Here is a 26903-nt window from a genome sequence, read left to right on the forward strand (position 1 = left end):
CGCGCCGCCCGAACTTGCGGCGGTGCGGGCGGGCCACTAGCCTTCCGGGCAATCGCCCTGCAAGGATTCGCCGTGACCCATCGCTCTCCGCTGCTCGCGCTGTGCCTCGGCGCGAGCCTGCTGACGCTGTCCGCCTGCCGCAAGGAACCCGCGGCCGAGACCGCCGCCCCCGCCGCGGCCCAGCCCCAGGGCGAGAGCGCCGACCAGTTCGTCGCCCGTATCAACGAGGAGTACCGCGCGCTGCTGCCGGAACTGACCGCGGCGCAGTGGCTGTCGGCGACCTACATCAACGGCGACAGCGAGCGACTGGCGGCCAGGGCCAACGCGCGCTGGCTGACCACGCTCAACGGCTGGATCGCGCAGGCCCGGCGCTACGACGGCAAGCCGATGTCGGCCGACAGCGCACGCGCACTGCGCCTGCTGCAGCAGATGACCGCGATGCCGGCGCCACGCGATCCGGCACGGCTGGGCGAACTGGCCGCGCTGGCGACGAAGATGGAAGGCGCGTACGGTGCCGCGTCCTACTGCACCGGCGAGGGCGACGCGCGCCGCTGCCGGCAGTTGGGCGAACTGGAGGACGTGCTGCGCCGCAGTCGCGACTACGACCAGCAACTGGACGCCTGGCAGGGCTGGCACGCCGCCGTGCAACCGATGCGCAAGGACTACCAGCGCTTCGTCGAACTGGTCAACGAAGGCGCGCGCGACATGGGCTACGCCGACACCGGCGCACTGTGGCGCAGCGGCTACGACATGCCACCGGCACAGCTCGCCGCCGAGACCGACCGGCTGTGGACCCAGGTCAAGCCGCTGTACGAACAACTGCACTGCTACGCGCGCGGCAAGCTCGACGCCGAATACGGCAAGGACAAGGGCGAACTGGCCGGCGGCCTGCTGCCGGCGCACCTGCTCGGCAACATGTGGCAGCAGGACTGGAGCAACCTGTGGGACCTGCTGCAGCCCTACCCCGGCGCCGGCAGCCTGGACATCACCGACGCACTGGAGCGGCAGTACCAGGGCAACCTGAGCGCGGCGCTGGCGCGGCGCAACGGCGACATCTCGGTGGACGCGCGGTTCATGGCCCAGCGCGAGGCGCAGTTGCTCAGCGCACGGCAGATGACCGAGCGCGCGCAGGACTTCTACACCTCGCTGGCGATGCCCAAGCTGCCCGACAGCTACTGGACGCGCAGCCAGTTCATCAAGCCGCTGGACCGCGACGTGGTCTGCCACGCCAGCGCCTGGGACATGGACATGGCCGGCGACGTGCGCACCAAGATGTGCGTCAAGCCGAACGAAGAGGACTTCACCACCATCTACCACGAACTCGGCCACGTCTATTACGACCTGGCCTACAACCCGCTGCCGCCGCTGTTCCAGGCGGGAGCCAACGACGGCTTCCACGAAGCCATCGGCGACACCGTGGTGCTGGCGATGACCCCGCAGTACCTGCATTCGATCGGCCTGGTCGACGCGCCCCAGGTGGGCCGCGAGGCGCTGATCAACGCGCAGATGCGCATGGCGTTGAGCAAGGTCGCGTTCCTGCCGTTCGGGCTGATGATCGACCGCTGGCGCTGGGGCGTGTTCGACGGCTCGATCGCCCCGGACCGCTACAACCAGGCCTGGTGGGAGCTGAAGGCCAAGTACCAGGGCGTGGCACCGGCGACACCGCGCGGCGAGGACTTCTTCGACCCCGGCGCCAAGTACCACGTGCCGGCCAACACCCCCTACACCCGCTACTTCCTCTCGCACATCCTGCAGTTCCAGTTCTACAAGAGCCTGTGCGACGCCGCCGGCTACAAGGGCCCGCTGTACGAGTGCACCTTCTACGGCAACAAGGAAGCCGGGCAGAAGTTCTGGTCGATGCTGCAACGTGGCGCCAGCCAGCCGTGGCAGGCCACGCTCAAGGAACTGACCGGCAGCGAGCGCATCGACGCCGGCCCGCTGCTGGAATACTTCGCGCCGATGCAGGAATGGCTCAAGCAACAGAACCAGGGGCGGATGTGCGGGTGGGAGGCGTCGGCGCCTGTCTCGGCGCAAACCACCTCGCCCGCATCCCCTACGCCGGCCCCGACCACGCCACCGTCTCGGCATTGAGCGCTGCCAGCCGCATGGGCCACCGCCAGCTCAGTCGTCCGCCAGCCGCGCCCAGCGCTCGTGGTCGCGCCACACCCCGCCGATGCGCAGGTAGCGTGGCGAATAGCCTTCGCGGCGGAAGCCGGCGCGCTGCGCCAGCGCCAGCGAGCGGGTGTTGTCCGGCTGGATGTTGGCTTCCACCCGGTGCAGGCCCAGTTCGGCGAACGCGTAAGCCACGCACAGGCGCAGCGCATGCGTCATCAGTCCGCGACCTTCGCAGCCGGCCATAGCGTGGTAGCCGAGGTAGGCGCTCTGGAAACAGCCGCCGACCACCTGGCTGAAGGTGAACAGGCCGGCGAGCGCGCCGCTGCTGCGTTCGCGCGCCAGTAACGCGATGTTGCTGCCGTCCAGAGTCTGCGCGTACCAGGCCTCGAAGCCGGGCACATCGGTGAACGGGTAGGTCCACGGGTGATGCAGGGCGACGCTGGCGCGGTGCGCCTGGATCAGCGCGATGCCGTCGCGGCGCCGCACCCGCGCCAGCGACACGGCCTCCTGCGCAGCCTGGCCGGCGCTCTGGCCCATGACCTCAAGCCGGAGCCGCCGCGCCGTCGTCGCGACGCATGACCTGGGCGTGGCGCGTCTTGAACTCCTCGAAGCTCAGGCCCTGCGCCTGCGCATCGGCCTGCGCCGCGTCCTTCAGCGCGTCCGAGTACATCAGCCGCACCGGCGTGCCGGCGCGCTCGTGCAGCTCCGCCGCCTGCATGATCAGCGACAGCACCTGCGCGGCGCTCTCGCTCTGCCCGGCGATGCGCCCGTCCATGCCCAGCACCCACTCGCCGTCGCGGCGCACGATGCCGGCCAGCAAGGTGCGCTGCTGGTCGCGCAGTTCCGCATGCGGTTCGATGTGCGTGGCCGGTACGGCGCCCTCGGCGCGGTGGCGCAGGCGCTCTGCCAGCTTCTTGCGCAGGTCGCGGCGCTGCTTGGACTGGATGGACATGCGGTTTCCTCAACGATGACCCGACGACGATAGCCCAACCGCGGCGATGCTCACAGCGGGTCGGCCGGTTCCAGCCGCGGCACCTGCGCGTCCGGCCGCGGCAGGCGCTTGCCGCTGCGCCGCTCCCAGCGCCAGAAACCCCAGCCGAGCAGGAAGAACGCGCCCGAGCCCAGCGCCAGGTGCAGCGCATGGCCGCTGAGCAGCGGCGACAGCACCCCGGCTACCAGCACGGTGACCATCAACTGGGTGAAGGCCTGCAGCGACGAGGCCAGCCCGCGCTGGCGCGGATACATGTCCAGCACCGCCAGCGCCAGGATCGGGAAGATCAGCGCGGTGCCCAGCCCGGCGAAGAAGATCGGCAGCACCGCCCACGGGAGCGCGATGGCCGGCGCCAGCGCGGTGTAGGCGACGTTGCCGGCCATCGACAGGCCGCAGCAGACAAAGCCGAAGCGCACCTGGCGCATCGGCCCGAGCCGCCCTGCCATGCGCCCGGACAGGAACGCGCCCAGGGTCATGCCGCCGATGGTGGGCAGGAACAGCCAGGCGAAGTCGCGCTCGGTCTTGCCCAGCAGGTCGATCATGAACACCGGCGCCGAGGCGATGTACAGGAACACCCCGCCGAAATTGAACGCGCCGGCCGCGGCCAGGCGCTGGAAGCGCGGATTGAGCGCGATGCCGATGTAGTCGCGCAGCAGCGTGCGCGGCGCCAGCGGCGTGCGCGCCTGCGGCGGATGGGTCTCCGGCATCCAGCGCAGGGTAGCGACCAGCAGCAACGAGGAGAAGCCGACCAGGAACCAGAAGATCGTCGGCCAGCCGCGGCCGCTGCCCAGGATCCAGCCGCCGATGATCGGCGCGATCGCCGGGGCGATGCCGAACAGCATCGACACCTGGCTCATCAACCGCTGCGCATCGTCGCCGTGAAACAGGTCGCGGATCACCGCCCGCCCGACGATCATGCCGACCCCGGCCGACACACCCTGCAGCGCGCGGAACACCAGCAGGGTCGGCAGGTCGCGCGACAGCGCACAGCCGGCCGAGGCCAGGATGAACACGACCAGCCCGGCCACGATCACCCTGCGCCGTCCCAAGGCGTCGGACAGCGGCCCGTGGGCCAGGCCCATCAGCGCGTAGGCCAGCAGGTACACGCTCACCGTCTGCTGGATCGCCACCGGATCGGCATGCAGGCGCTGCGCCAGCTGCGGGAACGCCGGGAAGATCGTGTCGATGGAGAACGGACCGAACATCGCCAGCCCGGCCAGCAACAGGGCCATGCGGCGTGTGGACACGGACGGGAGCGTCATGGGGACATCATCCTGAAAGCCGGCCGCGGCGGCCGCAGGACGGACGCACGCGCGGCGACGCCGTCCGGCATGGACGGGCGCGAGAAAAGGGAGTGCGGCCATGATACGCGCTGCGGCCGCAGGCGCGCATCCGCCGCGGCTCGCCCATTCAGGCTGGCGTGGGTGCGTGCGGCCCGCCGTGGGCGCCGCCGGCCACGTTATAATCGCGGCGCAGCAAGGTGGGAGAAGCGGGGCGACCCGCTGCCGAAGGCGCAAACGCCCGTAATCGCTCAGGCCCGATACCACCCGCACCAAGACTCTGGAGAGACCGGTCAAACCCGGCGCCGAAGGGGCACGAAGCGCAGCGCCAGCCGCCGCTTCCAAACTCTCAGGCAAAAGGACAGAGGGGCATTGGGAAGACGCGTGCTTCCCGTCGATCGTGCCCGCCGCTGCGGCCCGACGACGGCCTTGCGCGCGTCCCCGCCTCCTCGTGCCTTCCTCAGCCGGACGACTGCCATGTCTCACACCTCTTCGCTGCGCGACCTCGAACACCACTGCGCCTTCATCGAGCGCCACATCGGCCCGAACGACGCCGAGATCGCGCACATGCTGCGCACCGTCGGCCACGACTCGCTGGAGGCGATGACCGACGCCATCGTGCCTGGCAACATCAAGTCGCCCGCCGCGCTGGCGTTGCCCGACGCCATCACCGAGGAGGAGGCGCTGGCCAAGATCCGCGCCATCGCCGACAAGAACACCGTGTTCCGCAGCTTCATCGGCCAGGGCTACTACGGCACCCACACGCCGAAGGTGATCCTGCGCAACATCCTCGAGAACCCGGCTTGGTACACCGCCTACACCCCGTACCAGGCGGAGATCTCGCAGGGCCGCATGGAAGCGCTGATCAACTTCCAGACCATGTGCGCCGACCTCACCGGCATGGAAATCGCCAACGCCTCGCTGCTGGACGAAGCCACCGCCGCGGCCGAGGCGATGACCCTGGCCAAGCGCTCGGCCAAGTCCAGGTCCGACACCTTCTTCGTGCACGACGCGGTGCACCCGCAGACCCTGGAACTGCTGCGCACCCGCGCCGAGCCGCTGGGCATCGTGCTGCGCGTGGGCACGCCGGAGGAAGCCCTGCAGGCCGAATGCTTCGGCGTGCTGCTGCAGTATCCGGACAGCTTCGGCCACATCGGCGACCACAAGGCGCTGGCCGACGCGGTGCACGCGCAAGGCGGCCTGGTCGCCGTCGCCACCGACCTGCTCGCGCTGACCCTGATCGCCGCACCCGGCGAATGGGGCGCGGACATCGTGGTCGGCAACTCGCAGCGCTTCGGCGTGCCGTTCGGCTTCGGCGGCCCGCATGCCGCGTTCATGGCCTGCCGCGACGCCTACAAGCGTTCGATGCCGGGCCGCCTGATCGGCGTGTCGATCGACGCCGCCGGCAACGCCGCCTATCGCCTCACCCTGCAGACCCGCGAGCAGCACATCCGCCGCGAGAAGGCCACCTCCAACATCTGCACCGCGCAGGTGCTGCTGGCGGTGATGGCCTCGATGTACGCGGTGTACCACGGCCCCGAGGGCCTGGTGCGCATCGCCCGCCGCACCCACCGCCTGGCCGCGATCCTCGCCGCAGCGCTGCGCGGCGCCGGCGTCGCTGTCGGCGAGCGCTTCTTCGACACCCTGCACGTCACCGGCGTCGATGCCGAGGCCATCCACGCCAAGGCGCGTGCGGCCGGCATCAACCTGCGCGCGATCGACAGCGCGTCGCTGGGCATCAGCCTGGACGAGACCGCCACCCGCGCCGACGTGGTCGCACTGGCGCAGCTGTTCGGCGCGCAGGCCGACGTGGACGCGCTCGATGCCGCCACCGCCGATGCGCTGCCGCCGCAGCTGCTGCGGCACAGCGCGTTCCTGCAGCACCCGGTGTTCAACACCCACCACAGCGAGCACGAACTACTGCGCTACATGCGCGCGCTGGCCGACAAGGACCTGGCGATGGATCGCACCATGATCCCGCTGGGCAGCTGCACCATGAAGCTCAACGCCACCGCCGAGATGATCCCGGTGACCTGGCCGCAGTTCGGCGCGATCCATCCGCTGGCCCCGGCCGAGCAGAGCGTCGGCTACAAGCAGCTGATCGACGAACTGGAAGCGATGCTGGTCGAGTGCACCGGCTACGACGCGGTCAGCCTGCAGCCCAACTCGGGCGCGCAGGGCGAGTACGCCGGCCTGCTGGCGATCCGCGCCTACCACCGCGCGCGCGGCGAAGGCCATCGCGACATCTGCCTGATCCCCGAATCGGCGCACGGCACCAACCCGGCCTCGGCGCAGATGTGCGGCATGACCGTGGTGGTGACCAAGTGCGACGGCAACGGCAACGTCGACGTCGCCGACATCCGCGCCAAGGCCGAGAAGTACTCGGACCGCCTGGCCGCGCTGATGATCACCTACCCGTCCACCCACGGCGTGTTCGAGGAAGACGTGGTGGCGATCTGCGAAGCGGTGCACGCGCACGGCGGCCAGGTCTACACCGACGGTGCCAACATGAACGCGCTGGTCGGCCTGGCCAAGCCCGGCAAGTGGGGCTCGGACGTGTCGCACCTGAACCTGCACAAGACCTTCTGCATCCCGCACGGCGGTGGCGGCCCCGGCGTCGGCCCGTGCGCGGTGAAGGCACATCTGGCGCCGTACCTGCCGCGCACGCTCGGAGGCGACGGCGACGTCGGCATGGTCTCGGCCGCCAGCTTCGGCTCGGCCTCGATCCTGCCGATCAGCTGGATGTACATCACCATGATGGGCAACAGCGGGCTGCGCAAGGCCACCCAGGTGGCGCTGCTCAACGCCAACTACATCGCCAAGCGCCTGGCGCCGTACTACAAGACGCTGTACACCGGCCGCAACGGCCTGGTCGCGCACGAGTGCATCCTCGACGTGCGCCCGCTGGAGAAGACCAGCGGCATCGGCGCCGAGGACATCGCCAAGCGCCTGATCGACTTCGGCTTCCACGCGCCGACGCTGAGCTTCCCGGTCGCCGGCACGCTGATGGTGGAGCCGACCGAGAGCGAATCGCAGCACGAGCTGGACCGTTTCATCGACGCGATGATCCAGATCCGCGAGGAGATCGCCGCGATCGAGGACGGCCGCCTGGACCGCGAGGACAATCCGCTCAAGCACGCGCCGCACACCGCCGCGCAGGTCACCGCCAGCGAGTGGACCCACGCCTACCCGCGCGAGCTGGCCGCGTTCCCGCTGCCGACGCTGAAACAGCAGAAGTACTGGCCGCCGGTGGCGCGCGTGGACAACGTGTACGGCGACAAGAACGTGATGTGCGCGTGCATCCCGGTGGATGCGTACAAGGAAGACGCGGTGGTCTGAGCCGCGTTCTCGTTCGACGCTGCACCCGAGACCCAGCCTCGTGCGCGAGGCTGGGTTTTTTTATGCGTGCGCAATGCGCGTACCGAGGTAGACAAGTGCGCGCGATGCGGCGCGTTGCACGGCTCGTTCACGCCGCGCCGCCCAGGATCGGGACTTCCGCCGCGCCCGCATCCTCACGCACCGGGCACCCCACCGCGACGCCTTCTTCCGCCACGCACCGGAGCGATCTCCCATGGCCAGCCGCAAGCGCACGCCCAGCGATTCCGCATCGTCCACCGCCCTCGCCTCCACCGCCGCGCCCGCCGACCAGTGCGGCCATGGCGACGAACTGCACCAGCAGGCCGGCGGCACGCATCCGCCGCTGACCACCAACCAGGGCATTCCGGTCGCCGACAACCAGAACTCGCTGCGTGCCACGCCGCGCGGGCCGACGTTGCTGGAAGACTTCATCCTGCGCGAGAAGATCACCCACTTCGACCACGAGCGCATCCCCGAACGCATCGTGCACGCACGCGGCAGCGCCGCACACGGCTACTTCGAACTGACCAAGTCGCTGGCCAAGTACACCACCGCCTCGCTGCTCACCGAGGTCGGAGTGAAGACCCCGGTGTTCACCCGCTTCTCCACCGTCGCCGGCGGCGCCGGCTCGGTAGACACGCCGCGCGACGTGCGCGGCTTCGCGGTCAAGTTCTACACCAAGGAAGGCAACTGGGACCTGGTGGGCAACAACATCCCGGTGTTCTTCATCCAGGACGCGCTGAAGTTCCCCGACCTGATCCACGCGGTGAAGATGGAGCCGGACCGCGGCTTTCCGCAGGCGGCCAGCGCGCACGACACATTCTGGGACTTCGTCTCGCTGATGCCCGAATCGCTGCACATGATCATGTGGGCGATGAGCGACCGCACCATCCCGCGCTCGCTGCGCATGATGGAAGGCTTCGGCATCCACAGCTTCCGCCTGCTCGACGCCGAGGGCCGCAGCACCTTCGTCAAGTTCCACTGGCGGCCGAAGCTCGGCCTGCAGTCCACGATCTGGGACGAGGCGGTGAAGCTGGCCGGCGCCGACCCGGACTTCCACCGCCGCGACCTGTTCGAGGCGATCGAGCGCGGCGACTTCCCGGAATGGGAACTGGGCGTGCAGTTGTTCACCCAGGAACAGGCCGACGCCTTCCCGTTCGACCATCTGGACGCCACCAAGCTGATCCCGGAGGAACTGGTGCCGCTGCAGATCGTCGGGCGCATGGTGCTGGACCGCTGGCCGGACAACTTCTTCGCCGAAACCGAGCAGGTGGCGTACTGCCCGGCCAACATCGTGCCCGGCATCGATTTCTCCAACGACCCGCTGCTGCAGGGCCGCCTGTTCTCGTACCTGGACACCCAGCTCAGCCGCCTGGGCGGGCCCAACTTCCACCAGTTGCCGATCAACGCGCCGAAGTGCCCGTTCGCCAACATGCAGCGCGACGGCCACATGCAGATGGGCGTGCCCAAGGGCCGCGTCGCCTACGAACCCAGCTCGCTGCAGGCCGACAGCCCGCGCGAGACCGCGCGCGGCTTCGTCAGCCACCGCACCCAGCCCGACGACGGCGCCAAGGGCCGTGTGCGTGCCGAGAGCTTCGCCGACCACTACAGCCAGGCACGGATGTTCTACCGCAGCCAGACGCAGCCGGAGCAGGCGCACGTGGCCTCGGCGCTGGTGTTCGAGCTGTCCAAGGTCGACACCGCGCACGTGCGCGAGGCGGTGGTCGGACACCTGCGCCACGTCGATCCCAAGCTGGCGCAGCGCGTCGCCGACGGCCTCGGCCTGGACGCGCTGCCGCCGGCGCCGCCGGCCGCGGTCGCGCCGCAGGACCTGCCGCTGTCGCCAGCGCTGCAGCTCATCGGCCGCATGAAGCCGACCCTGCAGGGCCGCGCGATCGGCATCCTGATCGACGAGGGCTCTGACGCGAAACTGGTGCGCGACCTGCGCAAGGCCGCCACCGACGCCGGCGCGGCGGTCAAGATCGTCGCGCCCAAGCTCGGCGGCGCCGTCCTCAGCGACGGCAAACGCCTAACCGCCGACGGCCAGCTGGCCGGCACGCCGTCGTTCGTGTTCGACGCGGTGGCGGTGGTGCTGTCGACCGAGGCCGGCAAGCGGCTGAGCAAGGAGTCGGCGGCCATCGACTTCGTCAGCAATGCCTTCGCCCACCTCAAGGCGATCGCCGCCGACGCCGGCGCGCAGCCGCTGCTGAAGGCCGGCAATGTGCAAAAGGATGCCGGGGTGGTCGAAGCCAGCGACAGCAAGGGCTTCGTGACCGCGGCCAAGACCCGGCAGTGGAGCCGCGAGCCGAAGCTGCGCCTGCTGGCCTGAGCAGGGCAGCGGTTCCCGCCATGGCGCCGCACGGCTGGCGCCATGGCGATGCCGGGAAAGCTGACAGGGCGCCGGCTTCACGCGGAACCCGGGGCCACACGCTGGTCGCGATCCAGGATCTTCGACACGCTGGCGATGCCATTGCCCCGGGGCAGCCACACCCTCGCCTGATGGTCGCGCCCGCGCGTTCTCAGGACTGCCGTGCCGCACAGGCACCGACACGACCGCGAGGCGATCGGCGCCCGTCGCCACCGCCCCGACCGCGCCCCGGATATGCCCCCTGCGAGGTCACGGCACAGGCCCCAAGGTGCGGCCCACTGGCGGCCGCAAAATCGCCTGGTCAATTTTTCGCCACCCCTCTTGACACTGTTGTGTCACGGGCCGGCATCGGCCTTATCCACAACCTTATGCAGAAGTCATCCACACCCCCTGTGGACAAGCCACCGATGCCACCCTCACCGCACCGGAACATCCAAGTGATTGATTCGTGGTCAAAAAGCTTGTCACGCACTTGACAAGAAGCGGGCGGGCCACTCCCGCGTGGGCGCCTGACGGCGACGGCGGGAAAAACTTATCCCGAGCCTCGGGGCGGCGCGTCTACATCGGAGCAAGGTGAAGGGGGTGTGAAATCTTCACCTGCTCGCGACGGACGGCTGGCGCTATGTCCCCCACTCGCGCCAGGCAGGCCGAACGCCCATGCCCAGGGGCGCAGGACCGCCTCGCAGGTGGTGCAACGCACCATGCTTTACACCCGTTCCGACACCTTCAGGCGCGGGCCGGGTGACCCGCCATGGGGCACCCGGCCACACCACGGTCACGGCGTCAGGATCACCTTGCGGCAGTCCTGCTCCTTCTTGTCGAAGATCGAATACCCCTGCGCCGCCTCGGCCAGGCTCAGGCGGTGGGTGATGATCTCGTTGGGCCGCAGCCGGCCCTCGCCGATGTGCTCCAGCAGTTCGGGCATGAAACGCTGCACATGGGTCTGGCCCATCTTGAAGCTCAGCCCCTTGTCGAAGGCATCGCCGAACAGGAAGCCGTGGATGAAGCCGGCATACACGCCCGGCACGCTGACCGTGCCACCGCGGCGGGTGGCGGCGATGCACTGGCGCAGCGCCGTGCCGCTGCTGCCTTCCAGCTTCAGCGTGGCCATCACCGTCTCCACCGTGCTGCCCTTGGCCTCGAAGCCTACCGCGTCGATGCTGGCGTCCACGCCACGCCCGTCGGTCTGGCCGACGATGATGTCGGCCGGATCGTCGATCTCCTCGAAGTTCAGCGGAATCACCCCGTAGGTGCGCTGGGCGAAGTCGAGCCGGTACGGATAGCGATCGACCATGAAGATCCGCTCGGCGCCGAGCATGCGGCAGCAGGCCGCGGTCATCAGCCCGACCGGGCCGGCGCCGAAGATCGCCACGGTACTGCCCTGACGCACGCCCGCGTTGACCGCCGCCTGGTAGCCGGTAGGCAGGATGTCGGACAGGAACAGCACCTGCTCGTCATGCAACACGTCCGGCACCACCAACGGGCCGACATTGGCCTTGGGCACGCGCACGTACTCCGCCTGGCCACCGGCCACGCCGCCGTACAGATGGCTGTAGCCGAACAGCGCCGCCGGCGGGCGGATGCCCTTCTGGTTCAGCGCCGCGCCCTTGCCGGTGTTGGTGGTCTCGCAGGCGGCGTATTCGGTCAGGCGGCAATGGAAGCACTCGCCGCAGGCGATCACGAACGGGATCACCACGCGGTCGCCCTTCTTCACCCGCTGCACGTCCGGGCCGACGTCTTCCACCACGCCCATGAACTCGTGCCCGAGCACGTCGCCGGTGTGCAGATCGGGGATCTTGCCGCGGTACAGATGCAGGTCCGAGCCGCAGATCGCGGTGGCGGTGACGCGCAGGATGATGTCGTCGGTCTCGACCAGCACCGGGTCGGGAACGGTTTCCACGCGCACGTCCCGGGTGCCGTGATAGGTCAGAGCTTGCATGGGTAGGTCCTTTCGTCTGCGAACACGTGCCCGCAGTGTCGCCGCCGATGCCGTGCATCGTCGGTGACCACGCCGTGAGTCCGATGTCGCGACCGCAGTGCCTGCGCGCGTGATTGCTGCTTTACCATGCGCCGTCCCCACTGCGAGCCGATGCCATGCCCGACAGCCTCCACGACCTGCAGGCCGCCCAGCGCGCCTTCGCCGACGCCCGCGACTGGGGTCAGTTCCACAGTCCGCGCAATCTCGCCGCGGCGCTGTCGGTGGAAGCGGCGGAATTGCTGGAGCACTTCCAGTGGCTGGACGATGCGCAGAGCCGGCAACTGTCTGCAGAAAAAAAGCAGCAGGTCGGCAGCGAGATCGCCGACGTGCTGCTGTATCTGGTCCAGTTGTGCGACAAGCTGGAGATCGATCCGATCGACGCCGCGCAACGCAAGATGCTGGCCAACGCCGCCAAGTATCCGGTGGAGCGCGCCAAGGGCCGCATCACCAAGTACACCGAACTGTAAGACCCCGGCGAGTCGCGCCGATCGCGGATGCGTCGACGCGCGGCGGTGGCATCCGCCGCCGCGCGCCATGGAGCGACTAGCCGCTCGAGCGCGAACCGCGTGTGCGCAAGGACGACGTCTTGCCTGCGCGCTTGCTGGTCGTGCGTTTGCTGGATGCGCTCTTCTTCGCTGGTGTCTTCCTGGCGACCGCGGTTTTCGCCGTCGACTTTTTCGACGCTGTCTTCCTGGATGCCGTCTTCTTCGAGGCCGTCTTCTTGGTCGCAGTCTTCTTTGCCGAAGAAGTCTTGCTCGCCGCCTTCTTGCTCGCCGCCTTCTTGGCCGGCGCCTTCCTGGCCGAAGCGGTCTTCGCCGAGATCTTCTTCGCGGCGGCCGTCCGCGTGCCGGCCTGTTTGGCCCGGGTCTTCGCGGCCTTCTTGGCCGCGCTCTTGCGCACCGTCGCGCCCTTGGTCTGTGCGGCCTTCTTCGCCGCGGCCGAGCGGCTGCTGGCGCTACGCTTCTTCGCCGCGCGCTTGGTCTGCGTCGACAGCGCCTGGCTGCCCACGGTCTGCGTCGCGCTCTTGCCCTTGCTGGCGGTCTTCAGCGCCTTCTTGGCGCCGCGCGAGCGCGTTGGCGACGGCTTGGCCTGCTTGCCGCCCTTGGCCTCTTCCTGGGCAACCTTCTTCCTGGTGACTTTCGACGCGGTCTTCGACGCGCCGGTCTTGACCCCGGCGCGGCGCGCCTTGGACAGGCCGATGGCGATCGCCTGCTTGGTCGATTTCACCTGGGTCTTGCCCTCGCGCACGCGGTCGATTTCCTCGCGCACGAACTCGCCGGCCTGGGTCGTGCCGGCCTTGCCTTCGCGCTTGGCGCGGCGCGCACGGGTGGTGGTGGATTGCTCCGGCATCGATACATCTCCTGAAAGCGGCCACGACGGCCATCGGCTCCGGGTGTAGCAACGCGCAGGTCAAGAGCAGGCATACGACAGGCGAAGCGCACGTGCATATGCCTGCACACGGAAGACGGCGCCATCAGCTGTCGCGACCGCACAACGCCGGCGAATAGGTCTGGATGGCATGCTGGATCGGCGCGTGGCGTCCGTACATCAACGCGCCGACCAGGACCACCGACACGAGGGCGTACATGCGCAGCCGCGCGGGCAGCTGCGGCGCACCGCGCCACTGCAGATAGCACGCCGTCGTCGCTGCCCCGACCACCACACCGGCAGCGACCTCGGACAGGCTGTGCGCTCGCGCGTAGACGCGGGCAATGGCGATCACGCTGGCGATGGCGAAACCGCAGGCGATCGCCAGCCGCGGCCGCGGACGGGCGCGCAGGCACAGCATGCAGGCCATCGGCCATACGCAGGCGGCGAGCATGGTGTGTCCACTGATCACCCGGAACTGCAGCGCGCGCAGTTCCACCCCACAGCCGGCGTAGAGAATCTTGGTTGCCCCGACCAGGGCGGCGGCGCTTGCCAGCAGGCCAAGCCACGTCGCCGCAGCACGCCATCCCGCGCTACCCAGCGCCAGCCACAGTGCGCAGACGAGCGCGAGCGGCAGCGTCATCGCCGCGTCGCCGAAGTTGCTGATGGCAGACCACATGCTGGGGAAAACGTCCTTCGGCGTACGCGTCGTTCGGAGCCACCGACGCCGTGCGCCGGGGGCGGCCATGATACGGGCGATCGCTCGAACGGGAGGAACCTGGCACGCGCTCAGACCGCGCCCCCTCCTCCGACCAGCGCTATGGCATGACAGCGGACTCCCGGAGAGGCGCAACCGTGATCTTCTGCGCGAGTGCCGACGGCAGCGCTGACCACAAGTCCCTGCTTGTGGGAGGAACTTCAGTCCCGACTGCAACGAGGTCGGTTGCGCAGATGGACTCGCGCATCGCGGGCGAATCGCCGTCGACGCCTGCACGACACCCGACCGCCGGTTCGATCGCGTCGCACTCAGACCACTAGCCGAGCTCTTACTTTGCGCGTGCGGTGCGCCACTCCGCGACCGCCTGTGACACCGGCTCCCAGCCGAACACACTGCGCCCGCCATAGGCATGCGACTGCGCGCGTTCCTCGGCGATGTAGTCGTCCACCGACGGCCCGCGCACGGTCGGTTCGAGCAGGCGCGCCTGCGCGTCCAGGCGGCGGATCGCGTCCAGTTTCTCCTCGCGGCCCAGCTTGGCTTGCGCCACCGCCGTCTTGAGCACGCCGATGGTGTGGTCGTAGACCCTCGTCGGCACCGGGAACGGATGCCGGTCCTTGCCGCCATGGGCCAGCGAGAACCGTGCCGGATCGCTGAAACGGCACGGCGCGCCGTGCAGCACCTCGGCCACCAGCGCCAGCGCGCGCACCGTGCGCGCGCCGACGCCCGGCACCTGCAGCAGGTCGGCGAAATCGCGCGGACCGCATTCGGCAGCGGCGGCCAGCGCCCCGTGCAGTCGCCGCACCACGATGTCGCTGCCGCGCACGTCGTGGTGGTCGGGCAGCGACAGATGCGGCAGGTCGGCCGGCCGGCGCTCGGGCACCGTGGCGGCCGCCGGCGCGAACAGGTCGCCGGTCTCCGCGAACAGCGCATCGGCGGCCGGCGCGGTGGCGCCCCGCCCCTGCGCGGCGTGGGTCGGCGCCGTGGCGGCCGATGCCGGCGTCTGCGCGGCCTCCAGCGCGGCGTATTCGCGGGCGATGCGCTCCGGTGCCAGCGTCTGCAACAGCTCCACCTGCGCCGCACGCGCGGCGGCGGCGCGATGATCGGCGAGATTGACGATGTGGCCCTGGCGCGGGCCGTCGATCGCCGCATGCGGTGCATCGACGAAGCTGCTCAGGCCTTCCGACAGCCAGTGGTAGCGGCGTGCCTGCTTGCGCGCACCGTGCATGCCCTGCTGCACCACCACCCAGCGCCCGTCGTCGCTGACGATGAAACCGTGCAGGTACAGGTCGAAGCCGTCCTGCACCGCGGCGCTGTCGACCTTGGCCACCAGGCGGCTGACCCGCGCCAGGTCCGCGCCGTCCAGGCCGGTGCGCTCGCCCACCGCCTGCAGCTCGTCCGGCGTGGCCCGCGAATGCCGTCCACGGCCGCCGCACACGTGGATGCCCAGTTCGCCGGACAGCGGCGCCAGGCCGCGCTTGAGCGCGCCCAGCACGCTGGTGGTGATGCCGGAGGAATGCCAGTCCATGCCCATCACCGCCCCCAGCGACTGGAACCAGAACGGATGCGCCAGGCGCCGCAGCAATTCGTCGCGGCCATAGCTGTGCACGATGGCCTGGCACATCACCGCGCCGAGCCGGGTCATGCGCGCGCCCAGCCAGTGCGGCACGCGACCGCCATGCAGGGGCAGATCGGCGCTGCCGGAACGTCGGCTCATGGGGGCTCCGAGGAACGGGGTGCACCAGCGTAGCCAGTGCGGGTCTCAGCACGCGAGTCTGGAGGCGAGCGCAGGCTGAGTGATTCAGTGCGGCCGCAAACGCGAAAGCACCCAGGGCGCTGCATGGATCGACCCTGCTCGTTGCGTGTCCCGCAGCGCATGCCTTTCGACGACGCCGACGGGCAACTGGATCCCCAAGGGAGTCAGCGCCGCCCTCACGGGGACAAGCACCTCCGCGCAACCGCGCCTGCCATCGAGGCTTCAGCCCTGACAGGAGGCGTTACGGCTGGCGTCCCGATCCAGGCGAACGCATCGCGCGGCCTCCAGCCGACACGGGAGACGCGGCAGCGGATCGACGACGTTGCGACGAGGTAGGCTGCGAGACGCTGCATCCCGTTCCTTGCGCTGCCTTGCAGCTCACCTGGCCGTGCCGGGGCCGTCACATCCTGTCGTGCTTCGACACCGATGCGATCGATGTCTACCAGGTGGATCGCCCTGCGATTGCGCGGTTCGCCATGGACCACCAGCGCTTCGGCGGCGAGTTCAGCTGCCACCGGATGAGCTGGATCAAGCCGAATTTCCTGTGGATGATGTCCCGCGCCGGTTGGGCGCAGAAGCAAGGCAGGAGCGGATCCTGGCGATCCGGCTGCCACGCGCCTGCTTCGACCCCCTACTGCGTGCCACGGCCCCGTCGACCTTCGATCCGGCGCGCTTCGCCAGTCAGGCCGCGTGGAAAGACGCGATCGAGCGGTCCGATGTGCGCCTGCAATGGGACCCCGACAGCGTCGCGGCAGGTGCCGCACGAGCTGGTCCACGTGCCGCAAGCCAGCGCGGCGCAGAACACCGGGCTGGACAACCGGCCCTGTCGTCGGCCGCAGCGCCGCACGCGCCAGGTGCCCGTTGCAGGCACTGCCGGCACGGCATCACGCACACGGCGCACGACACGCGCCGGGCATAATGCGCCTCAGGTCGACTGTCGCCACACGCCCGATGTCCTACGCCACCCTCCGCACGCTGCTCGCCTCCTGGGGCGAACTGCGTCCGCAACCTGCATCCGACTGGCAGGGCACGCTGCCGCTGCCACAGGTGCTCGCCGACTTCTATGCGCAGGTGGGGCCATGGGGCGACATCCGCGACGCCACGGCCGGCCCGACCGGCCTGTCGCTGCAACTCGGCGGCAACCCGCTCGACATTCCGCCGTTGTGCAAGCTGTGGGCGCTGCAGGCCGGCTACCGCTGGAACGCGATCGACGGCAAGCCCATTGCCGCCTGGCGCGACCACTGGCTGGTGATCGCGGACCAGGGCGCGGACCCTGTCATCCTCGACACCGCCAGCGGCGGCGTGCTGTTCGCGTTCCACGGGGCCGGCGCATGGCGCCCCCGACCGCTGGCCGCCAGCCTGGAGATCGCATTCGGTGGTCTGGCGACCATGGCCAACACCATGGCCGAACTCGGCGATGCCGCATTCGACGACAGCGCCGCGCTGTGCGCCACTGCGCGCAACGCGGTCGCCGCGTCGCTGGCCGCCTATCTGGGCAGCGACGTCGAGGCCGCGCGCTTTCTGGAAACGCTGGATTGGTAGCGGGCTGAGCAAGCAAGGCGCGGCTGCGCCAAGCGCGACGTCTACGCCCACGTTGGCGACGGCATCGCCCCTGCCGGTCGCCCCATCGCGATCACGCGGCTGCACGGTGATGTTCCAGGGAGCGCGCCTGCCGACCCACGGTTATCGTGCACCGCATCACAACTTCTCGCTCCCGATGAGGTAGCGTGACCATCGGGGTCCAAACAGGGGATTTGCCGATGACGTTTCGTACCACGCGGCGCGGGCTGTTGCTCGGCGCCGGTTCGTTCGCGTTGCTGTCGCACGTGCCGATGGGCCTGGCCCTGCCGCGCGCGCCGGCGAAGACGCCGGCCTTCATCGATGCGCTGATCGCGCGGATGACGCCGGAAGAGAAGGCCGGGCAGCTGACCCTGTTCGGTTCGGCGCAGCAGACCGATGCGGCGGCCGCCGCCAATCCGGTCAACGTGCGCCCCACCGCCGAGGGCCAGTTAGCCGCGGCGCGCGCCGGACGCCTGACCGGCATCTTCAACGGCTCCAACGTGCGCTGGCACCAGCAACTGCAGCAGGCCGCGCTGGAGAGCCGGCTGAAGATCCCGATGCTGTTCGCCGCCGATGTGATCCACGGCTTCACCACCGTGTTCCCGGTGCCGCTGGGCGAAGCCGCCAGCTTCGAGCCGGAGCTGGCGCAACGCACCGCGCGTGCCGCCGCACTGGAAGCCAGCGCGGTCGGCATCGACTGGACCTTCGCGCCGATGGTCGACATCGCCCGCGATGCGCGCTGGGGCCGCGGCGTGGAAGGCAGCGGCGAGGACGTGCTGCTGGGCCGGCGTTTCGCCGAGGCCCGCGTGCGCGGCTTCCAGGGCGAAGGCATCGACCATGCCGATGCGCTGGCCGCCTGCGCCAAGCACTTCGCCGCCTACGGCGCGGCCGAGGCCGGCCTGGACTACAACACCGTCGACATCTCCGAGCGCACCCTGCGCGAGGTGTATTTCCCGCCGTTCCAGGCCGCCTTCGGCGCCGGCGCGGTGACCACCATGGCTTCCTTCAACGAGCTGTCCGGCGTGCCCGCCACCGCCAACACCTGGCTGCTGAGCCAGGTGCTGCGCGGCGAGTGGAACTACAGCGGCCTGGTCGTCTCCGACTACACCGGCGACCTGGAACTGGTCGCGCACGGCTACGCCCGCGATGCGCGCGACGCGGCGCGGCTGGCGTTCCTGGCCGGCGTGGACATCAGCATGCAGAGCGGGCTGTACCTGCAGCACCTGCCTGGCCTGGTCGCCGACGGTGCGGTGCCGATGGCGCGGCTGGACGACGCGGTGCGCCGCGTGCTGCGCTTCAAGGCCGCGCTGGGCCTGTTCGACGACCCGTTCCTGCGCATCGTGCCCGAGCGCGCGCAGGCGCGGCAGCGGCGCCCGGAGACGCTGGCACTGGCGCACGAGGCCGCACGCAAATCGGTGGTGCTGCTCAAGAACGAGGGCGAACTGCTGCCGCTCAAGCGCCAGGGCCAGCGCATCGCGCTGATCGGGCCGATGGCCAGCAACTGGGTGGAGAGCGCCGGACCGTGGACCCTGTTCGGCGGCGACGACAGCGGCAACGACCTGGCCACGGCCCTGCGCGCGCAATTGGCCGATCCGGCCGCGTTGCAGGTGGTGGAAGGCTGCGCGTTCGAACACGCACTGCCCGGCGGCGTGCAGGCGGCGGTGGCCGCGGCGACCGCGGCCGACGTGGCGATCCTGGCGATCGGCGAACCGCTGCGCTACTCCGGCGAAGCGCAGTCGCGCACCGACATCAGCATCCCCGGCGCGCAGCAGTCGCTGCTGGCCGCCGTGGCGGCCACCGGCACGCCGGTGGTGGTGGTGCTCAGCAATGGCCGTGCGCTGGTGCTCGAAGGCGCGGTACTGGACGCGCCGGCGATCCTGGTCAGCTGGTTCCTCGGCTCGGCCTCCGGCCCGGCGCTGGCCGACATCCTGCTCGGCGTGCACGGCCCCTCCGGGCGCCTGCCGGTGAGCTTCCCGCACGAATCCGGGCAGTCGCCGTACTACTACGCGCACAAGCCCACCGGTCGCCCGGATCCGCGCCCGAACGCGCTGACACCCTTCACCACCCACTACCGCACGATCTCCAACACCGCGTTGTTCCCGTTCGGCCACGGCCTGACCTATGGCCGCATCGAGTACGGCGAACTGACCTTGAGCACGTCGCGGCTGGCCGCCGGCGGCACGCTGAAGGTCGCCGCACGCATCCACAACCGCGGCCACCGCGACGCCGAGGAAGTGGTGCAACTGTACGTCCGCGACCGCAGCGCCAGCATCACCCGCCCGGTGCGCGAACTGAAGGATTTCCGCAAGGTCGCGGTGCCGGCCGGCGGCAGCGCCAGCGTGGACTTCGTGCTGCGCCGCGAGGATCTGCTGTTCGTGGGCCAGGCGCTCAAGCCGACGGTGGAACCGGGCCAGTTCGATCTGTGGGTCGCGCCTTCGGCGCAGGCACCGGGGCTGACGGCCAGCTTCGAACTGCTGGGCTGATCGCCGCCTCGGCAACCGCTGGCGGTGGCGGCCACGCGGTCGCCACCGCGGTCGGCGCGTGGCCAACGTGGGCGGCATTTCACGTCGGCGGCACTGCGGGCTGTCGCGTCACGATGCGCGATGCGCGATGCGCAATGCGCGATGCGGCATGGGACCTCATTGCGGGAGCGGCTCCAGGCGGTTTTGAGACTACACGGAGCCCTTCTCGCAGAGCCGTGCGGAGCCTTACCCGGGTGCACTGTGGGAGGGACTTCAGTCCCGACGCTTTGCAGGGTCTGGCGGTGGCGGCCACGCGGTCGCCACCGTGGCCGGCGCGTGGCCAACGTGGGCGGCATTTCACGTCGGCGGCACTGCGGGCTGTCGCGTCACGATGCGCGATGCGGCATGAGACTTCATTGCGGGAGCGGCTCCAGGCGGCTTTCAGACTACACGGAGCCCTTGCCGCAGAGCCGTGCGGAGCCTCACCCGGGTGCACTGTGGGAGGGACTTCAGTCCCGACGCTTTGCAGGGTCAGGCACCCGGCAGGCTCCGCTCGCTGCGACTACATCATCGTGCATTCCGACATGCCCTCGCCGTGTCGGAACTGACGAAGACCACGCGCCGCGACGTGCGCGCCTACCCCGCCAATTCCGCAGCCAGGAAAGGCGCCGTTCGGCTGCCTGCACGCGTCGCCACAACGCTCGGCACGCCCGCCGCCACGACCTTACCGCCCGCCCCGCCCGCGCCTGGCCCCATGTCGATGATCCAGTCGCTGGCCGCGGCCACGCGCATGTCGTGCTCCACCGCCACCACGGTGTTGCCCGCCTCCACCAGCCCGTGCAATTGCCGCAGCAGCGTGTCCACGTCGGCCGGATGCAGACCAGTGGTGGGTTCGTCCAGCACGTACACGGTGCCGCGGCGCTGCGCACGCTGCAGTTCGCTGGCCAGCTTGATGCGCTGCGCCTCGCCGCCGGACAGTTCGGTGGCCGGCTGGCCCAGGCGCAGATAGCCCAGGCCCACCTCCATCAGCACCTGCAGCGGCCGCGCGATCGCCGCATCGTCGGCAAAGAAATCCAGCGCCTGCGCCACGGTCATGCGCAGCACCTGGGCGATGTTCTGGCCGCGCAGTTCGATCTCCAGCGTCTTGGCGTTGTAGCGCGCGCCATGGCAGGTCGGGCACGGCGCATACACGCTAGGCATGAACAGCAGCTCCACGCTCACCGCGCCCTCGCCTTCGCAGGTCTCGCAACGGCCCTTGGCCACGTTGAACGAAAAGCGCCCGGCGTCGTACTTGCGCTTGCGCGCTGCCGGCGTGGCCGCAAAACGCTTGCGCACATGGTCGAACAGGCCGGTGTAGGTCGCCAGGTTGGAGCGCGGCGTGCGCCCGATCGGCGCCTGGTCCACCTGTACCAATCGCCGCACGTGTTCCAGGCCGCCGGCAATGTAGCCATCGGTGGCGACGCGCGCGCCGCGCTCCAACGGATCCAGCTCCTCCTCCGCCTCGGCCGGCGCCTGCCCCAGTTGCGTGCCCAGCAATTCCACCAGCGCCTGGCTGACCAGTGAGGACTTGCCCGAGCCGGACACGCCGGTGACCGTGGTGAACACGCCCAGCGGGATGTCCACGTCCAGCGCGACCACGTTGTTGCGGCTGACCTCGCGCAACTGCAGCCAGCCCTCCGGCGTGCGCGGCGCATGGGCAGCGGCGTGCGGTTCGGCGAACAGGTAGCGGCGCGTGGACGAGGCCTGCACCTGCGCCAGTCCCGCCGGCGGACCGCTGTACAGCACCTGCCCGCCGTGCTCGCCGGCACCGGGGCCGACATCGACGATCCAGTCGGCATGGCGGATCACGTCGATCTCGTGCTCGACCACGAACAACGAATTGCCCGCGCCCTTGAGCTGGTCAAGCGCGCCCAGCAACGCCTGCGTGTCGGCCGGATGCAGGCCTGCCGATGGCTCGTCCATCACGTAGACCACGCCGAACAGCTGCGAGCGGATCTGCGTGGCCAGACGCAGCCGCTGCAGTTCGCCCGGCGACAGCGTCGGCGTGCTGCGTTCCAGGGTCAGATAGCCCAGCCCCAGCGCCTCCACCACCTGGATCCGCGCCAGCAGGTCCTGGGCGATGCGCTGTGCGGCCAGCGCCTGTTCCGGATGTCGCGAACGGCCCTGCATGCGGCCTTCCGCCGCGGGCCGCAGCAGGTCGACCACCTCGCCGAGCGGGCGCTGCGACAGTGCGCCGATATCCAGCCCGGCGAAAGTCACCGACAGCGCCTCGCGGCGCAGCCGCTTGCCGTCGCAGCTGGGGCACGCGGTGCTGATCAGGTATTGCGCCACGCGTTTCTTGATCAGCGCGCTCTGCGTGCTGGCGAAGGTATGCAGCACGTAACGGCGCGCGCTGCTGAAGGTGCCCATGTACGCCGGCTCCTGCTTGCGCTTGAGCGCACGCTGGGTCTCGGCCAGGGTGAAGCCGGGATACACCGGCACGGTCGGTTGCTCGTCGGTGTACAGGATCCAGTCGCGGGTCTTCTTCGGTAATTTCGCCCACGGCACGTCGACATCGTGGCCGAGCGTGGTGAGGATGTCGCGCAGGTTCTGCCCGTGCCAGGCCGGCGGCCACGCCGCCACCGCGCGCTCGCGGATGCTCAGCGAACGGTCCGGCACCATCGACGCCTCGGTCGCGTCGTAGATGCGCCCCAGCCCATGGCAGGTGGGGCAGGCACCGGCCGGCGTGTTCGGCGAGAAGCCGTCGGCATGGATGATGTCCTGCCCCGGCGGATAGGTGCCGGCGCGCGAATACAGCATGCGCAGCGAGTTGGAGATGGTGGTGACGCTGCCCACCGACGAGCGCGTGCTCGGCGCACCGCGATGCTGCTGCAGCGCCACCGCCGGCGGCAGGCCGTCGATGGCGTCCACGTCGGCCACGCCGGCCTGGTCGATCAGGCGCCGCGCATACGGCGAGATCGAATCCAGATAGCGCCGCTGCGCCTCGGCGAACAGCGTGCCGAACGCCAGCGACGACTTGCCCGAACCAGACACGCCGGTGAACACCACCAGCGCATCGCGCGGCAGCTCCACGTCCACATCCTTGAGGTTGTGCTCGCGCGCGCCACGGACGCGCACGAAGCCGGAAGCGGCGAAAGCGGGAGGCGTGGACATGGGCAGGACCGGCAACGCGAAGGAGCGCGCAAGCTTAGCCGGTCGGCTGCCATGGGCGTGTCGCGGCGACTTTGCTGCGGCGTGTTCGGTAGCGTAGCGGCACGCAGCGCCGTTGAGGCGGAGATCAACCCACCACGGGCGCCGTCAGCGTGTCGGCATCCTCGGCGCGCGCGGCCAGCGCCTGCATCCGCGTCACCGCACTGGCGAAGGCACGCAGCACCGCCACGCCGCGTTCGGCGTAGATCGCATGCAGCGCCTGGTAGTACCACAGCGTGCCGTCGCGGCCGGCAGTGAAGCGCTCGAACACTGCCGCACCGACCTCGGGATCTTCCAGGTCGGCGACGATGCTGCGCGCGTTGTAGAGCTTGTCGCAGGCCGACACCAGCAGCACCGCGTCCGGGGCCTCGGCCAAGTGCGCCAGGTACGCCTGCTTGCGGATGCGCCAGTCGCGGCGCTTGGCCGGCACGTCCGCGGGCACCGCCTTGCGCTCGGCCGTGGCGTCGGTACACGCCATCACCATGTCCGCCACCGCCTCGCCGAACTGCGCGCGGATCACGCCCTCATGGCCGGAACCGCAATCCTCCACCACGTCGTGCAGCAGCGCCGCGATCGCCTGGTCCTCGTCGCCGCCGGCCTCCAGCACCAGCGTCGACACGCCCAGTACGTGGCTCAGATACGGCACCGTGCCGCCCTTGCGGAACTGGCCGGCGTGGGCGATGCGCGCGTAGTCCACGGCGCGCGCGTAACGTTCGGTGAGAGCGGTCATGCGGCGATCCTGACGGAACAGGCCGGCATTATCGCCAAACTTGCCGGCGTGAGCGCGTGGAGATACGGGTGGACGTGGCTGCTGTTCAAGCCGCGTGTCGCGTCCCATTGCATGCGTGATGGGCCGACAGCCCGCACGGACGCGGGCTGCCGCGCAGCCCTGCACTGGTCCAAGCGTGTTCCCCGCTTACACTTCCCTGTTCCCGCACCACCGCAACGCTCGCACGCATGGACGTCCGCCATCTCGACCAGCACGTCCCGGAACTGCCGCAGATCGCCGCCTGGTACCACGCGGCCTGGGGTCGCGAGGCCGGCTTCTCGCTGGACGACGAACTGCGCCAGCTCCAGCGCGCCCCGAATGCGCACGGCCTGCCGCGCGTGCTGGCGGCCTTCGACGGCCCTGAACTGATCGCCGTGGTGCAGCTGAAAGACCGGGAAATGGACGCCTTCCCGCAATACCCATACTGGTTGGGCGGCATGTACGTGGACACGGCCTATCGCGGACGTGGCATCGCCGGTCGCCTGCTTGCCCATGCCCTGGCAGACGCCGCGGACCTGGGCCTGGACGCCCTGTACCTGCAGACCGAGCACTTGGACGGCGGCCTGTACGCCCGCCACGGCTGGCAGCCCGTGCAGGAAGCCGATTCCTACGGCACCCGCGTGTTGCTGATGGTCCGCCAGGTCGGCTGAGCCAACGCCAGCGGGACCCGGGCGTCTGCACATTACTTTTCCCCCGCGCCGCGTTAACGTGGCGCTTGGAAAGATAGGGCGTCAGCCACCAACCGACCGCTCGATCGACAGACACGCATGAACGCAGCGCCGAGGATGCAACCCACCATGATCACCGACACCGTCCACGCCGTGGACGACACCGCTACCGACAGTGCCCCGACCCCACCCGCGCGCCGTGCCGCCATCTCCGGCCGCGCCGCCGCGCACAGCGTGTACCGCTCACCGCTGTCCGCCGACGACGCCAGCGGCGACGCCCTGCGCCTGCGCGAACAACGCGCCAAGCGCGCGGCACAGGTCGCCGCCGTCGGCACCGTCGCCGCCCTGGCTGCCGTGGCCCTGATCGCCTGGCGCCGCGCGCGGCGCTGACCGCGCAACAGCCCAAGACCGCATCCGGCATCATGCGCCGAGCAGGAAGCTCGCCACCGCCCACGCAAGGAACGTCCTCATGACGCCATGGCACCGCATCGCCCAATTCGCCTGCCTGGGGCTGGTCGCCAGCGCCTGCAGCATGCCCGCCGCCGCCCGCAAGACGCCCATGGCCTCGGCGGTGCTGCGCGTCCCGGCCGACCTGCCCAACCAGCGCCTGTTCGATTGCGCCGAATCCAGCATCGCCACCTTGTCCGAGACCAGCAGCTCCTGGCCCAAGGTCACCCGCGAAGATCCGGCCAAGGGCATCCTGGAATCGGGCGACTTCCCCGAAACGAACCGCAGCGGCTTTCGCCTGCGCCTTGAGCGCCCACCGGGCGCCAACCAGGCCAAGCTCGCCCTCAAGGGTGCCGGCGCCTACTTCGTCGACCTGGGCGTCGACAAGGCGATGCAGGATCTCAAGACCGCGTTGGATCGCTGCGTCGCCACGCAGCCGCTGTGAGCCCGAATAGGACACGGCGGTTCTGATCCCCGCGCCACCACAGCGACCAAGGAAGGACATGACCATGCCCACTTACGCCATCGAAGCCCGCTCGCTCGGTGTCATCGGCATCGCCGGCCACGCCTTCTGGGTGCTGCGCGATGAACACGGCAAGGCCGTGGCGGAACTGCACGGCCTGGCCACTGATCGCCAGACCGGCCAGGCCATCCCCATCGGCACCGACGCCACCCGCCACTCGCTGCGCGCCTGGCACCACCCGCACGATCCTGCCTATGCCCGCTCCATCGGCGAGAAGGTCGACAGTACCACCTACATCCGCGACGACCAGCCGACGCGCACGGTGGTCACGGGCGACAAGCACGAGATCCTGGAGCGCTGGAATACCGCGGTGCGCGCCTTGCCGGAACTCAACGCCCAGGACCGCGACTATCCGAACTACGGCTTCAAGGTCTTCAGCGAAACCGTCAACAGCAACTCCGGCTACCGCACCTTCGGCGAGCTGATGGACGTGCCCGTGCAGCGCTTCCCCGGACGCCTCGAACCGGGCATCGGCCACCGCATGCTGTCGGCGGAACGCACCGAGGAACTGCGGTATCACGCACCGGGCGAACAGGAACAACAACGCGCGCCAGCCCCCGCGGCCGATCCCACGCGCACCGACCATCCCGATCACACGCTGCTGCAGCAGATCCGCGACAAGGTCCAAGGCCTCAACGGACCTGGCCAGTTGAAACCGGCCGACAACGACCGCGTCAGCGCCAGCCTGTACGCCCTGGCGAAGCAACACCACTTCAGCAGCGTCGACTAGGTTGCGCTCAGCCAGCAGACCGCGACCGCCGCCGCTGGCGGAAACATCTTCATCGTGCAGGGGCTGCCAACGATCCGGCCAAGCAGCGTGCGCACATGTCAAAGGCGTGCCTCACCGCCGAGTACAAAGGCTAATCACGAGGCTGGATGCAACATCGACTCAGGATTCAGAAGTACGAACGATGCTGTATCCGTCTTTGCTGTAGAGACCATTGAGCCTTGAATCCAGCGCACACATGCGAACGGAGTAACCCAAAGCGGATAGGTGATGGAAGACTTTCCTGACATCCCCCAACTCGATCTGGTTTACGCTTCGATTGGCGCCAGTACCCGGCTGTGCAACCCGAAAGGCCACTCTACCTGTATCGCGGCGCTTTACTCTTCAGGGGTACAGCCGGACGCCGTTAAGGTGCTCGAACCAGAAGCTCGTATCTATACGTTTCACGTGCATAGCAACTCCCTGAAGTAGGCCCCGGTTTCCAGCTAGCTGTGTAAACCCACCACGTTGTTCAGTGGAATTCGGGAGATGGGAGGTTTGTAGCCGAGGCTGGCGTGTGGTCGATGCCAGTTGTAATGATGCAGCCAGCCCGAGAAGGCGTTGGCGCGTTGCGTGGAGTCGATATAGGAT

At 69.5% G+C, this 26903-nt stretch carries 19 protein-coding genes, 2 pseudogenes and 1 riboswitch; of the genes and pseudogenes, 11 read left to right on the plus strand and 10 right to left on the minus strand.

The features are described from left to right. Positions 1-72 precede the first annotated feature (72 nt). Positions 73-2091, plus strand: coding sequence for a M2 family metallopeptidase (locus tag CEK68_RS18075; protein WP_017915119.1), 2019 nt, complete (start codon positions 73-75; stop codon positions 2089-2091). A 30-nt stretch (positions 2092-2121) separates the two neighbouring features. Here the strand turns inward: CEK68_RS18075 and CEK68_RS18080 are convergent, their stop codons facing one another. From CEK68_RS18080 to CEK68_RS18090, 3 genes are read right to left on the minus strand one after another with little or no spacing between them, the layout of a single operon-like run. Next, positions 2122-2652, minus strand: coding sequence for a GNAT family N-acetyltransferase (locus tag CEK68_RS18080; RefSeq protein WP_017911298.1), 531 nt, complete (start codon positions 2650-2652; stop codon positions 2122-2124). 4 nt (positions 2653-2656) lie between these two features. Then, on the minus strand, positions 2657-3067 hold the full coding sequence (locus tag CEK68_RS18085; protein WP_017915120.1) for a hypothetical protein: 411 nt from the start codon (positions 3065-3067) through the stop codon (positions 2657-2659). Between the two features lie 50 nt (positions 3068-3117). Further along, positions 3118-4368 carry a multidrug effflux MFS transporter gene (locus CEK68_RS18090; protein WP_026143374.1) on the minus strand — a complete coding sequence of 417 codons (1251 nt, stop codon included), beginning with the start codon at positions 4366-4368 and terminating at the stop codon, positions 3118-3120. A gap of 288 nt (positions 4369-4656) precedes the next feature. Then, a riboswitch (glycine riboswitch) is annotated at positions 4657-4761 on the plus strand. Positions 4762-4863: 102 nt separating this feature from the next. Here CEK68_RS18090 and gcvP point away from each other — a divergent pair. Both gcvP and CEK68_RS18100 read left to right on the plus strand, forming a co-directional pair. Continuing rightward, complete coding sequence (gcvP, locus tag CEK68_RS18095; RefSeq protein ID WP_152240203.1) at positions 4864-7725, plus strand: aminomethyl-transferring glycine dehydrogenase; 2862 nt, start codon at positions 4864-4866, stop codon at positions 7723-7725. Between the two features lie 232 nt (positions 7726-7957). After that, positions 7958-10072 carry a catalase gene (locus CEK68_RS18100; protein WP_152240204.1) on the plus strand — a complete coding sequence of 705 codons (2115 nt, stop codon included), beginning with the start codon at positions 7958-7960 and terminating at the stop codon, positions 10070-10072. 814 nt (positions 10073-10886) lie between these two features. Here CEK68_RS18100 and CEK68_RS18105 read toward each other — a convergent pair. Then, positions 10887-12050 (minus strand): zinc-dependent alcohol dehydrogenase, encoded by a 1164-nt coding sequence (locus CEK68_RS18105; protein ID WP_017911294.1) that lies wholly within the window; start codon positions 12048-12050, stop codon positions 10887-10889. Between the two features lie 155 nt (positions 12051-12205). Here CEK68_RS18105 and CEK68_RS18110 point away from each other — a divergent pair, with 155 nt between their 5' ends. Continuing rightward, on the plus strand, positions 12206-12556 hold the full coding sequence (locus CEK68_RS18110; protein ID WP_017910143.1) for a nucleotide pyrophosphohydrolase: 351 nt from the start codon (positions 12206-12208) through the stop codon (positions 12554-12556). Positions 12557-12923: 367 nt separating this feature from the next. Here CEK68_RS18110 and CEK68_RS21080 read toward each other — a convergent pair. The 3 genes and pseudogenes from CEK68_RS21080 to CEK68_RS18125 form a co-directional block, all read right to left on the minus strand. Further along, positions 12924-13439: pseudogene (locus tag CEK68_RS21080) on the minus strand (DNA-binding protein); the annotation flags it as partial. Between the two features lie 124 nt (positions 13440-13563). Further along, a complete protein-coding gene (locus CEK68_RS18120) occupies positions 13564-14205 on the minus strand; it encodes a phosphatase PAP2 family protein (protein WP_226977946.1) in 642 nt (213 codons plus the stop codon). A 298-nt stretch (positions 14206-14503) separates the two neighbouring features. Beyond that, positions 14504-15889 carry a DUF763 domain-containing protein gene (locus tag CEK68_RS18125; RefSeq protein ID WP_152240206.1) on the minus strand — a complete coding sequence of 462 codons (1386 nt, stop codon included), beginning with the start codon at positions 15887-15889 and terminating at the stop codon, positions 14504-14506. A 485-nt stretch (positions 15890-16374) separates the two neighbouring features. On the opposite strand from CEK68_RS18125, the pseudogene CEK68_RS18130 reads away from it, so the two are divergent. The 3 genes and pseudogenes from CEK68_RS18130 (at position 16375) to CEK68_RS18140 (ending at position 19971) form a co-directional block, all read left to right on the plus strand. Next, positions 16375-16847 (plus strand): annotated as a pseudogene (locus CEK68_RS18130) (DUF4291 family protein). A 32-nt stretch (positions 16848-16879) separates the two neighbouring features. Then, a complete protein-coding gene (locus CEK68_RS18135) occupies positions 16880-17470 on the plus strand; it encodes a hypothetical protein (protein ID WP_152240207.1) in 591 nt (196 codons plus the stop codon). A 218-nt stretch (positions 17471-17688) separates the two neighbouring features. Continuing rightward, positions 17689-19971: a glycoside hydrolase family 3 N-terminal domain-containing protein gene (locus CEK68_RS18140; protein WP_152240208.1), complete on the plus strand. Its 2283-nt coding sequence runs from the start codon at positions 17689-17691 to the stop codon at positions 19969-19971. Between the two features lie 615 nt (positions 19972-20586). Here the strand turns inward: CEK68_RS18140 and CEK68_RS18145 are convergent. Beyond that, complete coding sequence (locus CEK68_RS18145; RefSeq protein WP_152240209.1) at positions 20587-23103, minus strand: excinuclease ABC subunit UvrA; 2517 nt, start codon at positions 23101-23103, stop codon at positions 20587-20589. 124 nt (positions 23104-23227) lie between these two features. After that, positions 23228-23869, minus strand: coding sequence for an HD domain-containing protein (locus tag CEK68_RS18150; protein WP_152240210.1), 642 nt, complete (start codon positions 23867-23869; stop codon positions 23228-23230). Positions 23870-24096: 227 nt separating this feature from the next. Here CEK68_RS18150 and CEK68_RS18155 point away from each other — a divergent pair, with 227 nt between their 5' ends. The 4 genes from CEK68_RS18155 to CEK68_RS18170 all read left to right on the plus strand — a co-directional run bounded on the left by CEK68_RS18155 (position 24097) and on the right by CEK68_RS18170 (position 26276). Beyond that, positions 24097-24558, plus strand: a complete 462-nt coding sequence (locus tag CEK68_RS18155; RefSeq protein ID WP_152240211.1) for a GNAT family N-acetyltransferase — start codon at positions 24097-24099, stop codon at positions 24556-24558. Positions 24559-24705: 147 nt separating this feature from the next. After that, positions 24706-24966, plus strand: a complete 261-nt coding sequence (locus tag CEK68_RS18160) for a hypothetical protein (protein WP_226977947.1) — start codon at positions 24706-24708, stop codon at positions 24964-24966. A gap of 79 nt (positions 24967-25045) precedes the next feature. Beyond that, entirely contained in the window at positions 25046-25468 is a 423-nt protein-coding gene (locus CEK68_RS18165; RefSeq protein ID WP_152240213.1) for a hypothetical protein, read from the plus strand. Positions 25469-25526: 58 nt separating this feature from the next. After that, on the plus strand, positions 25527-26276 hold the full coding sequence (locus tag CEK68_RS18170) for an XVIPCD domain-containing protein (RefSeq protein ID WP_226977949.1): 750 nt from the start codon (positions 25527-25529) through the stop codon (positions 26274-26276). A 482-nt stretch (positions 26277-26758) separates the two neighbouring features. On the opposite strand, the gene CEK68_RS18175 is transcribed toward CEK68_RS18170, so the two are convergent. Further along, positions 26759-26903, minus strand: a 145-nt coding sequence (locus CEK68_RS18175) for an integrase core domain-containing protein (protein WP_152240214.1), incomplete at its 5' end; no start/stop codon positions are given.

This window comes from Xanthomonas sp. LMG 12461 (genome assembly GCF_009192935.1).
Taxonomy (GTDB): Bacteria; Pseudomonadota; Gammaproteobacteria; order Xanthomonadales; family Xanthomonadaceae; genus Xanthomonas_A; species Xanthomonas_A sontii.